The organism is Paenibacillus sp. FSL R7-0652 (assembly GCF_038595045.1).
In the GTDB taxonomy this organism is placed as follows: domain Bacteria; phylum Bacillota; class Bacilli; order Paenibacillales; family Paenibacillaceae; genus Paenibacillus.
The window spans coordinates 4,644,320-4,658,124 of the sequence record NZ_CP152001.1 but is presented as its reverse complement, the minus strand read 5'-3'; the positions used below and the strand labels follow the sequence as shown (position 1 = coordinate 4,658,124).

The 13,805-nt window shown below is 46.7% G+C and carries 13 protein-coding genes; all 13 read left to right on the top strand.

Features of this window, described 5'->3' with window-relative positions:
• On the top strand, window positions 1-972 hold the full coding sequence (locus MKY97_RS20390; RefSeq protein ID WP_342552104.1) for a PhoH family protein: 972 nt from the start codon (window positions 1-3) through the stop codon (window positions 970-972).
• Between the two features lie 16 nt (window positions 973-988).
• Entirely contained in the window at window positions 989-3,238 is a 2,250-nt protein-coding gene (locus MKY97_RS20385) for an HDIG domain-containing metalloprotein (protein ID WP_342552103.1), read from the top strand.
• 32 nt (window positions 3,239-3,270) lie between these two features.
• A complete protein-coding gene (gene ybeY, locus MKY97_RS20380; RefSeq protein ID WP_342552102.1) occupies window positions 3,271-3,768 on the top strand; it encodes an rRNA maturation RNase YbeY in 498 nt (165 codons plus the stop codon).
• Complete coding sequence (locus MKY97_RS20375) at window positions 3,768-4,145, top strand: diacylglycerol kinase family protein (RefSeq protein ID WP_342552101.1); 378 nt, start codon at window positions 3,768-3,770, stop codon at window positions 4,143-4,145. The genes ybeY and MKY97_RS20375 overlap by 1 nt, the downstream gene beginning before the upstream one ends.
• A gap of 115 nt (window positions 4,146-4,260) precedes the next feature.
• Window positions 4,261-4,674: a cytidine deaminase gene (locus MKY97_RS20370; RefSeq protein WP_342552100.1), complete on the top strand. Its 414-nt coding sequence runs from the start codon at window positions 4,261-4,263 to the stop codon at window positions 4,672-4,674.
• A 32-nt stretch (window positions 4,675-4,706) separates the two neighbouring features.
• Entirely contained in the window at window positions 4,707-5,606 is a 900-nt protein-coding gene (era, locus tag MKY97_RS20365) for a GTPase Era (RefSeq protein WP_342552099.1), read from the top strand.
• Between the two features lie 144 nt (window positions 5,607-5,750).
• Entirely contained in the window at window positions 5,751-5,891 is a 141-nt protein-coding gene (locus MKY97_RS20360) for a YqzL family protein (protein ID WP_342552098.1), read from the top strand.
• Window positions 5,892-5,924: 33 nt separating this feature from the next.
• The gene (gene recO / locus MKY97_RS20355; protein WP_342552097.1) at window positions 5,925-6,677 is read left to right on the top strand and encodes a DNA repair protein RecO; all 753 of its coding nucleotides are present in this window, start codon (window positions 5,925-5,927) and stop codon (window positions 6,675-6,677) included.
• A 412-nt stretch (window positions 6,678-7,089) separates the two neighbouring features.
• Window positions 7,090-7,977 (top strand): glycine--tRNA ligase subunit alpha, encoded by an 888-nt coding sequence (gene glyQ / locus MKY97_RS20350; protein ID WP_342552096.1) that lies wholly within the window; start codon window positions 7,090-7,092, stop codon window positions 7,975-7,977.
• Entirely contained in the window at window positions 7,970-10,045 is a 2,076-nt protein-coding gene (gene glyS, locus MKY97_RS20345; protein WP_342552095.1) for a glycine--tRNA ligase subunit beta, read from the top strand. The genes glyQ and glyS overlap by 8 nt, the downstream gene beginning before the upstream one ends.
• A 205-nt stretch (window positions 10,046-10,250) precedes the next feature.
• Window positions 10,251-10,739: a DUF188 domain-containing protein gene (locus MKY97_RS20340; protein WP_342552094.1), complete on the top strand. Its 489-nt coding sequence runs from the start codon at window positions 10,251-10,253 to the stop codon at window positions 10,737-10,739.
• Between the two features lie 47 nt (window positions 10,740-10,786).
• Window positions 10,787-12,607: a DNA primase gene (gene dnaG, locus MKY97_RS20335; protein WP_342552093.1), complete on the top strand. Its 1,821-nt coding sequence runs from the start codon at window positions 10,787-10,789 to the stop codon at window positions 12,605-12,607.
• 44 nt (window positions 12,608-12,651) lie between these two features.
• A complete protein-coding gene (rpoD, locus tag MKY97_RS20330; protein ID WP_154888049.1) occupies window positions 12,652-13,791 on the top strand; it encodes an RNA polymerase sigma factor RpoD in 1,140 nt (379 codons plus the stop codon).
• Window positions 13,792-13,805: the final 14 nt, after the last annotated feature.

The window sequence follows — 13,805 nt, the reverse complement described above, 5'->3', positions numbered from 1 at the left end:
TTGTCAGAACAAACACGCAGTATACAAATCTCGCTCCAAAGCGCGGGAGAGGGGCAATCTCTGTTTGGACCCCAAGATATTTTTCTAAAACTGATTGAATCCGAGATTCCTGCCCAGATCGCTTCACGTGAAGCAGAGATTAATATCTTTGGTACTGTGCAGCAGGTAGAATCACTTGAACAGCTATTTGATGTATTACTGCAATTGATACGCAATGGTTATGTGTTAACCGAAAGAGATGTTTTGTATGCGATAGAGCTTGCCAAGGATTTACGTGCAGATCAGCTTCTGGATCTGTTCAAAGGCGAAATTACGACGACCTACCGTGGGAAACCGATTCGTGTAAAAACGATTGGACAGAAACATTATGTGACCACGATTAAAAAACGGGATATTGTATTCGGAATTGGTCCTGCCGGAACGGGAAAAACGTACCTTGCTGTTGTGCTGGCTGTGGCAGCGCTTAAAGAGGGCAGTGTCAAACGCATCGTACTTACACGGCCTGCGGTTGAAGCGGGTGAAAGTCTGGGGTTCCTGCCAGGTGATCTGCAGGAGAAAGTAGACCCGTATCTGAGACCGCTGTATGACGCGCTTTACGACGTTATGGGACAAGAACAGACGGCGAAGGCACTGGAACGAGGATTGATCGAAATCGCTCCTCTGGCTTACATGCGCGGGCGCACATTGGATGATTCATTTATTATTCTGGATGAAGCTCAGAACACTACGCCAGAGCAGATGAAAATGTTTTTGACCCGTCTTGGTTTTGGCTCCAAAATGGTCATCACCGGAGATGTAACACAGATTGATTTACCGCGCGGCAAAAAATCAGGACTTGTGGAAGCGAGTACGATTCTGAGCGAAGTGCAAGAAATCGGGTTTGTACATTTCGCCGAGCAGGATGTTGTACGTCATTCCCTCGTTCAGAAAATTATTGTGGCTTACAACCACGCCGCAGAAAATCAAGCATAGAAAGGGATTGTCTAAAGTGACCTCGAAAGAAATGTCAAAAGGCAAATCTTTTCAGAATAGAGCGACAGGATGGAAGTATAGCGTGTGGGCACGCTATCTTCTCTTTTTGTTTTTAGTGATCCTCTTTTACGTGAGTCTTTCTTCCAACCTCTTACCTGAGCGGTACGACATACAGGAAGGCACACGAAGTGAGGTGGATATCGCTGCCCCTATGCAGATCCCGAATAACAAGGCTACACTCAAGGCTCAGGAAGAAGCAGCTGAGCGTGTGCAGCCAATATATCAGATCGTGCAGATGCGCAACGAGAACTTGATGACAACGCTGCTGGACCGCATTGATCGTTTAAATCAGGATGATCAGATCTCGAGTCAGGATAAAATCGATATTTACCGGGATGAAATTCCGCAGCGTCAGAAGGATTTTGTATCCAATTATATCAATAACAATCGAAAAACCGGTACATACTCCGACACACTACTTGAAGAAATTCGAAATGTAGTGCAGGAACAAAGCTACCGCATTCCTGAAGAAACGTACATCAAAATCTCACGTCTGACTTCAGACGATATTCAGGAGATGAAACCAGTTGCACGAGATATCGTTGCGAGATTGATGACGGATCAGGTCAGCGAGGCAACAGCAGCACGGGCAAAAGTGGCGGAGATGGTTAGTGCAAGCTCGCTCAGTAAACGAACGCAGCGTGAAGTTGTACAGGAGCTTACAAGGTTGGTCGTAACTGCTAACCGTTTTTACGATGAAGAGGGAACCAAGGAAGCCAAAGTGCAGGCGCGTGAAAATACACCGACGGTGTTTATCAAGCAGGGGGATACCCTTGTTTCCAAAGGGGAGATTATCACCCCGGAGATGTACGCACTGCTTAATGAGAATGATTTGCTGAAAAACGAAGTCAACTACTGGCCGCAGCTGGGATTGCTTTTGTTCTCATGTATGCTGTCGGCAGCGATTTTAATGTTTATCCAGCAGGGAAGCGGCACACATTTCAAATACAATAATGCCCAGCTGCTCATGCTTGTTCTCATTTTTATTATTTCCATTGTTGTGATGCATGTGACGGCCTTGATTCAAACGAATGAACGTCCGTTTATCGGTTTTCTTGCACCGGTGGCTGTAGGGGCGATGCTGATTGCTCTGCTGCTGGATACATCACTCGCTTTTGTTTGTTCGATACTGGTCGGCATCTTGTCCAGCATTATTTTGAATACGCATCAGGGACAGCTTTTTGATTTTGAGCTTGGTTTCTTTGCGGTTGTCGTTTCGTTTGTAGCCATTTTTGCTACGCATCGGGCAAGTCAGCGTTCAACCATCTTGAAAGGGGCCATTATGGTCTGTCTGTTTGGGTCATTGGCTGTCTTCACACTGGCTTTAATCGACACAGGGGACTGGAACCGCACGACAACGCTGTATGGTATCGGCTACGCGTTTGCAGGCGGGGTACTGACCGCGATTCTGGTCATCGGACTGATGCCGTTTTTTGAAACGTCATTTGGTATTTTATCTGCACTTAAATTGGTGGAGCTTTCAAATCCGAATCATCCGCTGCTTCGCAAACTGCTCACGGAGACACCGGGTACGTATCACCACAGCGTGATGGTTGGCAACTTGTCTGAAGCGGCGGCTGAGGCGATCGGTGCGAACGGGCTGCTCTGTCGTGTAGGCTCCTATTATCACGATATCGGGAAGACCAAACGCCCGATCTACTTTATCGAGAATCAGAACAATATGGAGAATCCGCATGATTCGATTGACCCTAAGCTCAGCAAGTCAATCATCGTAGCACATGCAAGAGATGGTGTAGAGATGCAGAAGGACTACAAGCTTCCTAAGCCGATTCGTGACATTGCCGAGCAGCACCATGGTACAACGTTCCTCCACTACTTCTACCACAAGGCGCTGCGTCAGGCGGAAGAAGCTGGGGTTGAACCGGATTTCACGGAAGAGGATTTCCGTTATCCGGGGCCGAAGGCTCAATCCAAGGAATCTGCTATAGTGGGAATTGCGGATAGTGTAGAAGCGGCTGTGCGCTCACTGCGCAAGCCGACCGTAGAGCAGGTAGAGTCCATGATCGAAAAAATTATTAAAGGTCGTCTGGACGATCATCAGTTTAATGATTGTGATCTGACAATGCGTGAACTAGATGTCGTTGCCAGAACGCTGAAGGAAACGGTGATGGGGATTTTCCATTCCAGAATCGAGTATCCGGAAGAAATCAAGAAACCAAAGCCGACATCGCCTGAAGCCGGCTGACCATATTATGAGCAGACAGGAGTTATGGAAGAATGAGTCTTAACCTCGCATGGAATAATGAACAACAGGATAAAGAAATTACCGAACCGATGATCGCAATGCTGGAGCAATTGCTGGCCCTTGCTGGTGAGGCTGAGGGAGTCAATGAAGGAGAGGTAGCACTTACGTTTGTAAATGATGAGCAGATTCATGAACTTAACCGTGATTATCGGGGGATCGATCGTCCGACGGACGTGCTTTCCTTTGCGATGAACGAAACCGTAGATGAAGAATTGGACATCATCTATGAACTGGACGAAGATGAGGAAATGGAAGAGATGCCTGATGTTCTTGGAGACATCATTATTTCAGTTCCGCGAACTATCCTGCAAAGTGAGGAGTATGGACATTCATTCGAACGTGAGCTTGGATTTCTGTTTGTTCACGGCTTCCTACATTTGCTCGGCTATGACCACCAGGATGAGGCAAGTGAAGCAGAAATGATGGGCAAACAGGAAGCTGTTCTTGCCCGGGCCGGGTTGACACGATAATGAAAAGGCGCTCCTGGGGTCTGGTATTCTTCAATGCTCTCGAAGGTATTGCATACGGCTTGCGGACGCAGCGCAATGTTAGAGTTCACACAGGAGCTGCCATATTGATGTGTGCAGCCGGATTTTTTTTCCACATCTCGAAAACGGACTGGATGTTTGTGCTGACAGCTGTTTTTATGGTTCTTGTCACCGAATTGATGAATACAGCTGTGGAAGCCGCTGTGGACTTAGCACAGCCCAACATACATCCGCTCGCAAAAGCGGCAAAAGACACCGCGGCTGGAGCAGTTTTGCTGGCTGCGGTGTTCGCCGTCATCATCGGATGTATCGTGTTCCTGAAACCGGTTCTTGCCTGGTTAAAGCTGGTGTTTGGATAACAGTGATCGAAGGGTGATTCTGTCATCGGAGTGTCCCAGTGTAATAATTAAACGGTTGAAATCAACTTAACTCAAAGCGCACACCTTTATACACACCCTAAGGGAGAGAAGATAAATGGATAATGGCTTGTTAATGCAGGAAGCAATAAAGGCACGTACGAAGGCGTATACGCCATATTCCCATTTCGGGGTAGGCGCAGCATTATTGGATAGCGAAGGTCAGGTGCATCATGGATGCAACATTGAAAATGCAGCCTACACACCGGGAAACTGTGCCGAGCGTACGGCGATGTTCAGTGCCATTGCTGGAGGGCATAAGCCGCGCAGTTTCAAAGCGATGGCGATTGTAGGAGATACGGAAGGACCGATCGCACCTTGTGGTGTATGCCGCCAGGTGATGTTTGAGCTGTGTGAGCCTGACATGAAGGTTATATTGGGTAATTTAAAGGGTGACTTGTTGGAAACAACCGTTGCTGAACTGCTGCCATGGGCTTTCGGGCCTTCAGATTTGAATTCTACCAAAAAATAAATTTCAGGCCTAGGCGCCTGATGGAGGAACATATGAAAAAACAAGCATTTAAATCCGGATTTGTCGCGATTATTGGACGTCCTAACGTGGGTAAGTCTACTTTAATGAATCAGGTTATTGGACAAAAAATAGCAATTATGTCGGACAAGCCGCAAACGACACGGAACAAAATTCATGGGGTGTACACATCAAATGAGGAACAGATTGTTTTTCTGGATACGCCTGGTATTCATAAACGTCAATCCAAGCTTGGGGACTACATGAATGAAACGGCATTGAACACGCTTGGAGAGGTTGAGGCAGCCTTGTTCCTCATTGATGCATCGGAAGGTATGGGAGGCGGGGACCGCTATATCGCCGAGCAGTTAAAAAGTGTACGCACACCGGTCATTCTGGTTATGAATAAAATTGACAAAATTGCGCCGGAAGCACTGCTGCCGCTGATTGAGGAATATCGCAAACTGCATGATTTTGCTGAAATCATACCCGTGTCGGCGATGCTTGGCAGTAATGTAAGCACACTGCTGGAGCAAATTGGCAAGTATTTACCGGAAGGACCGCAGTATTATCCGGAAGACCAAGTGACGGATCATCCCGAGCAGTTTGTATGTGCAGAGCTGATCCGTGAGAAAATTTTGCAGATGACACGTGAGGAAGTGCCTCACTCCATCGCCGTGACAATTGAAGACATGAAAGTGCAGGATAACGGTGTAGTGTATATCTCCGCTGTTATCTTTGTAGAGCGTGATTCACAAAAAGGGATTATTATCGGTAAGCAGGGAGCACTGCTGAAAGAAGTCGGCAAACGAGCTCGTCAGGACATTCAAAACCTGCTTGGTTCCAGAATTTTTATGGATCTATGGGTGAAGGTGAAAAAGGACTGGAGAAATCAGGACCGTGTTCTGCGTGACCTAGGTTTTGGACGCGAGTAATTTTGGCATAACCATGTGATCGCTGTGATTTTCTTAAAAAGTTTATTTCATATCCATTAATTGCAACACATAGTTTTCCTTGCAGGACTCCATCCTATCGGGTAGAAACAAACGTCATTTCCGAAGAGAGAGGATGAATTTCCGATGCGGGATTTTTCATGGAAGGTATTTGCAATGACAGGGGATGTCGAATCCTATTTGTTATATACCGAGACGTGTAACTCGTCAGGACAGGAGTCAGACACTGCAGGGGAAGTGAGTGAAGATGAAGAAGCTGAAGTATAATGGGCCGATTCAGGAATGGTCAGGTGACGAGGCATGTTATATCGGGTGGAAGGCATTGTCATCCGCAGTATGGACTACGGTGAAGGGAATAAAATTGTAACGCTTTGCACCGAAAGCGGCGGAAAAGCAGGTGTACTCGTCCGCGGTGCCAAAAAGCCCAAAAGCCGTCATGCTGCACTGGTGCAGCCATTTACTTATGGTCAATATGTTTATTTTCGCAATACGGGTCTCGGAACTTTGAACGCTGGTGAGATTATTGAATCCAATCATGAGCTTCGTGAGGATTTGGTGAAAGCAGCTTATGCATCCTATGCATGTGAACTGCTCGATCGAGTGCTTCAGGATGAAGAGACGGGTGCGTTTTGGTTCAAGCAGTTAAAAGCCTGTTTACAAGCTTTAAAAGAAGATAAAGATCCTGCGGTAATCATCAGTCTTTATGAGATGAAAATATTACAGGCTGCTGGTTACGGCCCGCAGCTGGATGAATGTATCTCCTGTAATCACGAACGGCCGGACGAGCAGTTATTTATTAGTCCCAGACTTGGCGGGGTGCTTTGCAGGGCTTGTAAGCATTTTGACCCGCCTGCAATGTCAGTTAGTCCAAAGACACTAAAGCTGCTGCGTCTGTTTGTGCAGCTGGACCTGCAGCGATTGGGAAATATATCGGTTAGCGATGCAACTCGCAATGAAATAAAAAAAATAATGCGAGCTTTTATGGACCATCAACTAGGTCTTCATCTTAAATCCCGTTCTTTCCTAGACCAGATGGAGAAGTACGGGATTTGAACTGTAATTTGTTTTGAAAATAGTTATTGACTTCATACTTGATTTTATATATTATGAAATATAAATTCTCTTTTTGGAGACATGCATTGAACGAGAAAGTAGGAAACTGGATTCAATATAGGATGGATATATAAGCTGTTGTTATAGCGGTTTATATTTCATAGTTAAGCGAGTCAGGGACGGTGGGAGCCTGATTGAATCGGTTTGTGAACAGGGCACTCGGGAGCATGAATGGACACGGAAAAGTGGGCCGGATCAGACATGAACATGTTTGAATTAGGCCAAGTAGGGTGGAACCGCGGGAACAGCTCTCGTCCCTACGTCTGTACATCAGGCGTAGGGCGAGGGCTATTTATGATTTGCTGTACTTCTCCTATGCTTGCTATCAAACCAACCGAAAAGGAGCATGTTTATGAATTTTCAGCAGATGATCTTAACGCTGCAGCAATTCTGGGCCGAGCATAACTGTATTATCGTTCAGCCATATGACACGGAAAAGGGGGCAGGTACAATGAACCCAATGACCTTTTTGCGTTCACTTGGACCAGAGCCTTGGAAAGTGGCATATGTTGAGCCTTCCCGCCGTCCGTCCGATGGCCGTTATGGCGAGAACCCTAACCGGTTGTATCAACATCATCAGTTCCAGGTAATTATCAAGCCTTCTCCAGACAACATCCAGGAAATCTATCTGGAAAGTTTGAATCGTTTGGGTATTGATCCTCTTAAACATGATATCCGGTTTGTTGAAGATAACTGGGAAAACCCTTCCCTTGGCTGCGCAGGCCTTGGCTGGGAAGTTTGGCTAGACGGGATGGAGATTACGCAGTTCACGTATTTCCAGCAGGTCGGTGGAATCGAAACCAATCCGGTGGCCGTGGAGATTACGTATGGTATGGAGCGCCTTGCTTCCTACATACAGGATAAAGAGAATGTATTCGATCTGGAGTGGGTTGAAGGTATTGCCTATGGCGATGTATTCCGTCAGCCTGAATTTGAACATTCCAAATATACGTTTGAAGTCTCTGACGTTAAGATGCTGTTTACCCTTTTTAATATGTACGAAGAAGAAGCAAACAAAGCGATGGCACAGCATCTGGTATTTCCGGCTTATGACTATGTGCTGAAATGCTCTCATACGTTCAATTTGCTGGATGCACGCGGGGCAATCAGTGTGACAGAACGTACCGGTTACATTACCCGGGTTCGCAACCTTGCCCGTCAAGTCGCAGCAACATATGTAGAAGAGCGCGAGAAGCTGGGCTTCCCGCTGATCAAGAAAGGGGGGGCCGAGAATGTCTAAAGATCTATTATTTGAGATTGGTCTGGAAGAAGTGCCTGCACGTTTTATCCGGGCTGCAATTGCACAGCTTCAGGAACGCATCGTGAAATGGCTTGATGCATCCCGTATTGCGTATGGTGAAGTACAGGCTTATGCCACACCCCGCCGTCTAGCCATTCTTATTCAGAACGTAGCGGAAAAGCAGGAAGATGTAGAGGAAGATGTAAAGGGACCTTCCCGCAAAATTGCACTGGATGACAGCGGAAGCTGGAGCAAAGCAGCTCTTGGATTTGCACGCAGTCAAGGCGTGGAGCCCGATCAGTTTACATTTAAAGAGCTGAACGGTGTTGAATACATCTATGCCGTGAAAAGCAGTAAAGGTGTCGATACAGCATCTGTTATAGGTGAAGGTCTGCTTTCCGTTCTGCATGCTATGACTTTCCCGAAATTTATGCGCTGGGCATCATATGATTTCAAGTTCGTTCGTCCGATTCGCTGGATTACTGCACTGTATGGCACGGAAGTGATCGACCTTGAAGTAACGGGTGTCAAAGCAGGCAATGTAACGCGCGGCCATCGTTTCTTGGGTAATGAAACGGTTGTGTCCGAGCCTGCAGCCTATGTGGATGCACTTCGTGCGCAGCATGTCATTGCGGATATTTCGGAACGCGAACAGATGATTGTATCCCAGATTCAGGCGCTGGCTGCTGAGAAGAACTGGAATATCGCGATCAAGGAAGATCTGCTGGAAGAGGTATTGTTCTTGGTGGAAACACCGACGGTACTGTTCGGCACCTTTGATTCTGCTTTCCTCAATATTCCTCAGGAGGTTCTGATCACATCCATGCGTGAGCATCAGCGCTACTTCCCTGTGTTGAATCAGGAAGGTCAGCTGCTGCCTTACTTTGTTACCGTCCGTAACGGTGGCAGTGATTCCCTTGATATCATCGCCAAAGGGAATGAAAAAGTACTGCGCGCCCGCCTGTCAGATGCAAAATTCTTCTACGAGGAAGATCAGAAACTGGAGATCAAGGATGCCCTGTCAAAGCTCGAAAGCATTGTATTCCAAGAAGAGCTTGGTACGGTTGGAGATAAAGTTCGCCGCATTCGGAAAATCGCTGACAGTCTGGCGGCGAAGCTGCAGGTATCTGGTGATGTGGCTGAGTCCGTCAGCCGATCTGCAGATATCTGCAAGTTTGACCTTGTTACATTGATGGTTGGAGAATTCCCTGAACTTCAAGGCGTGATGGGGGAAGATTACGCTCGAAAAGCAGGAGAAAAAGAACAGGTTGCCAAAGCTGTGTTTGAACATTACCAGCCTCGTTTTGCTGGAGACCAGTCACCCGCATCACTGGTTGGAGCGATCGTCAGCGCGGCAGATAAAATCGATACAATCGTTGGCTGCTTCTCCATCAATATTATCCCTACAGGATCTCAAGACCCTTATGCACTTCGTCGTCAAGCTGCGGGTATTGTACAAATTTTGCTGGATCATCAGCTTCCGCTGACCTTGTCCGATGTATTCGGCGCAGCGCTTGAAGTTCACGCACAGATGAATCTGTTGAAACGTGCTGATACAGAGATTCGTAAAGACCTGCAGGACTTCTTCGCACTTCGTGTGAAAAAATTGCTCTCTGAAACGGTCCGATATGATGTTGTTGATGCGGTGATTGCTTCCGGATTTGATGATATCAGTGCAATCGTTCCAAAAGGTGAGGCATTGATGAAAGCTGTGCTGGCAGAGGATGAATTCAAAACAACAGTGGAATCCTTCAACCGTGTAGGAAACCTAGCAGCCAAAGCATCTAATGCTGCCGTACATCCTGAACTGTTTACAGAAGACGGGGAGCGTCAGCTGTTTGATGCCTGGAATCAAACCCGTGGAACCTATCGTGATGAACTGTCTAAGCATAACGCTGAAGAAGCTTTGGCCATCGCATCCGGATGGAAGGGTGCCATTACTGTTTTCTTTGATTCTGTTATGGTTATGGCTGAAGATGAAGCGGTTCGGGCGAATCGTCTTGCGCTGCTTGCATCCATTGATCAGGATCTGAAAGGATTCGCTGATTTCTCCAAATTGGTTGGATAGTGCTGCTGTAATCTGTGATTCGTTTCATAAGTTCGGCAGAACACGAATGCAGTATTAAAGAACGTTATATGAGGGTATAAATATACGGAACGGGTTGTTTTGTTTGTAGAAAACAGCCGCTCCGTATTTTAGCCTTTGTTTTCTCCAATGGGGACAGAAGGATTTTCAGTGACTGAGGTCGTATATTACAATATGCAGATATTTTATGAAACCGGGTGGTTTGGGTTTGAGTGAATTGAATGTACGTCACATCGTTGTTGATGGAGATGCTTGCCCGGTGAAGACGGAGATTGCCAATACGGCGCGCCTCTTTCAAATTCCTGTACTGCTGGTATCGTCTTTTGATCATTTGCTGCAGGGGGGAGAAGGCATACGAACCGTGCAGGTGGATCGCAGTGATCAGAGTGCAGACCTGTATATTGCGAATCATATCAAGCCGTATGATGTCGTCATTACACAGGATTACGGACTTGCTGCGCTTGCGCTTGGCAAACGTTGTTATGTTTTATCGTTCAGAGGTAGAGAATTCAACGATCGGGATATTGATTTTATGCTCGATTCCCGCCACACTGCGGCCAAAGCTCGGCGTAGAGGGCATTATGGGAAAGGCCCAAAACCCTTTACAGAGCAGGATCGAGAAATTTTTCAACATAAACTGACAAAACTTTTGAAAGATTTGCAGGAGAATGTGTAAGTTTATCGAATTATATTTACGTGTTAGAAGAGATGAAGGTGGCCGAGATGAGTAGCGGACAAGGCGGTATACCCGAAAGTATTATTGAATCGGTATTGCAGCAGCATGATATCGTCGATACGGTGAGCCGATTTGTGCATCTGACCAAGCAGGGGAAGTATATGAAAGGCCTCTGCCCTTTTCATTCCGAGAAGACGCCTTCGTTCACTGTTACACCTGAGAAACAGATTTTCTACTGCTACGGTTGCGGCACGGGCGGAAACGCCATCAAATTTAGGATGGAAATCGAAGGATTATCCTTTCCCGAGGCTGTCAAAACGATGGCAGAAGAAAGTCATATCTCCATGGGTGACTGGCAGGGGCGTGAAACAGCTCATGTTAATCCGGAGACGGCACGTCTTCTGGAGGCTTATGAGCTTACCGCGAAGCTGTATCATTTTTTGTTGAAAAATACAGAGCATGGCAGGGTTGCCATGGAATATTTACGTTCACGCGGTATTGGGGACAAATTAATTGATCAGTTCCAGATTGGTTATGCACCAAATCGTTGGGACACGCTCGTACAATTTTTGGAGAAGCGCAGCTATCCCCTTGAAGAGATGGAACGGGGAGGGCTTCTATCAGAACGAAGCGAAGGTCACGGATATGTGGATAAGTTCAGAGACCGAATCATGTTTCCAATCCATGGCCGAAGCGGCAAGCCGATAGCATTTGCCGGACGTATATTGGGAGACGGGCAGCCAAAGTATTTGAATTCGCCGGAAACCCGGTTGTTCAATAAAGGCCGTGTTCTTTACAATCTGCACCAGGCTAAAAATGCAATACGCAAACAGAGACAAGTTATTTTGTTTGAAGGATACGGTGATGTGATCTCTGCATGGGATCAGGATGTTCAGAATGGTGTTGCAGCCATGGGAACGGCATTAACGGAGAATCAGGCATTGATGATCAAGGGCATGTGTGATGAGGTCATCCTATGCTATGATGGCGACCGGGCCGGACAAGCTGCAGCAATGAAAAACTTTCCCATTTTGGAGGAAGCCGGATTGCAGGTTAAGGTAGCACTCATTCCAGAGGGACTTGACCCGGATGATTTTATCCGAAAGCACGGTGGCGAACGATTCCGCAACCAAATTGTAGACGGTGCCGTGACAACTACAAAATTTAAGCTTATAAACCTCAAAAAAAACCATATACTGCTAGAAGGCGGCGGACAAATCGCTTATTCCAAAGAAGCCGTGAAATTAATTGCTCCACTGTCTTCACCAACGGAACGCGAAGTATATCTTCGTGAACTTGCGGCGGAAGTCGACGTATCCTTTGAAACATTGAAGCAAGAATGTAATGAGGAACGGGAAGCGATGAAAAATAACCAGGATTATGGGGATAATAACACGAAAAGGTGGAATAATGGTAGGCAACAAAATAGGCAGGTGCCTACACCTAATCTGCTGCCGGCTTACCATGCTGCTGAGCGCAAGCTGATCGCCTGGATGTTACAGGATGATGAAGCAGCCCAGTATGTGAATGAACATCTTGGCGAAGCTTTTAACTTGGATGATCATGCAGCTATTGCTGCTTATCTATATGCCTATTATGCGCAGGGCAAACCGCCGGATACAAGCCGTTTTATGTCTTCCCTGCATGATGACCGTCTTGAAAAGACAGTCAGTTCGATCTCGATGATGGATGGTCCAGGTGAATGGAGTGTCCAGGTACTTGACGATTGCATCAGAGAAGTTCTAAAGTATCCGCGCAAAAAAGAGTATGACTTAAAAAAGGAAGAAATGATTGCTGCAGAGCGGGCAGGTGATTCTGTACGCGCGGCACAAATTGCACTTGAGATGATTGCCCTAGAGAGACAGTGAACGTCTGGCTTATTGGATGTTTCTAGGGAGGAGGGAGTCGAGTTATGGCGAATGATCAGCATACTGAACTAGAAACAGAATTAACACTGGATCAGGTTAAAGATCAATTGATTGAATCAGGTAAGAAAAGGGCTTCATTGAACTACAAGGAAATTATTGAGAAACTCTCACCGTTTGAGCAGGACGCAGAGCAGATGGATGAGTTTTACGAACAGCTTAGCGACCTCGGGATCGATGTTGTTAATGAGAATGATGAAGAGGTAACCCTTCGCCCTAGCGAGGATTCCGAGAACAATGGTCGAGAGGGAGACGATGAGTTCCACTTTGATGATGATCTGAGCTTGCCTCCTGGTATCAAAATCAATGACCCTGTACGGATGTACCTCAAGGAGATTGGACGTGTACCTTTGTTATCTGCCGATGACGAAGTGCAGCTCGCCAAGCGGATTGAAAACGGGGATGAGGAAGCGAAGCGCCGTCTGGCCGAGGCCAACCTTCGTCTCGTGGTCAGTATTGCGAAGCGTTATGTTGGACGCGGAATGCTGTTCCTTGATCTGATTCAGGAAGGTAATATGGGTCTGATTAAAGCGGTAGAAAAGTTCGACCATAAAAAAGGTTACAAGTTCAGTACGTATGCAACATGGTGGATTCGTCAGGCAATTACACGTGCGATTGCGGATCAGGCACGTACCATTCGTATTCCTGTGCACATGGTAGAAACCATTAATAAGCTGATCCGGGTATCCCGTCAGCTGTTGCAGGAACTAGGACGCGAACCAACTCCTGAAGAAATTGCTGCAGAGATGGATCTGAGCGTAGAAAAGGTACGTGAGATTACAAAGATTGCACAGGAACCGGTCTCCTTGGAAACACCAATTGGTGAAGAGGATGATTCCCATCTGGGTGATTTCATCGAGGATCAGGAAGCGCTGGCTCCAGCAGATGCTGCGGCCTATGAACTCTTGAAGGAACAACTCGAAGATGTTCTGGACACCTTGACTGAACGTGAAGAAAATGTACTTCGTTTGCGTTTTGGTCTGGATGACGGACGTACAAGAACACTTGAAGAAGTAGGTAAAGTATTCGGCGTTACGCGTGAGCGTATTCGTCAGATCGAAGCCAAAGCTCTTCGTAAATTGCGTCACCCGAGTCGAAGCAAACGACTCAAGGATTTCCTCGAATAATCAAACTGTGGGAG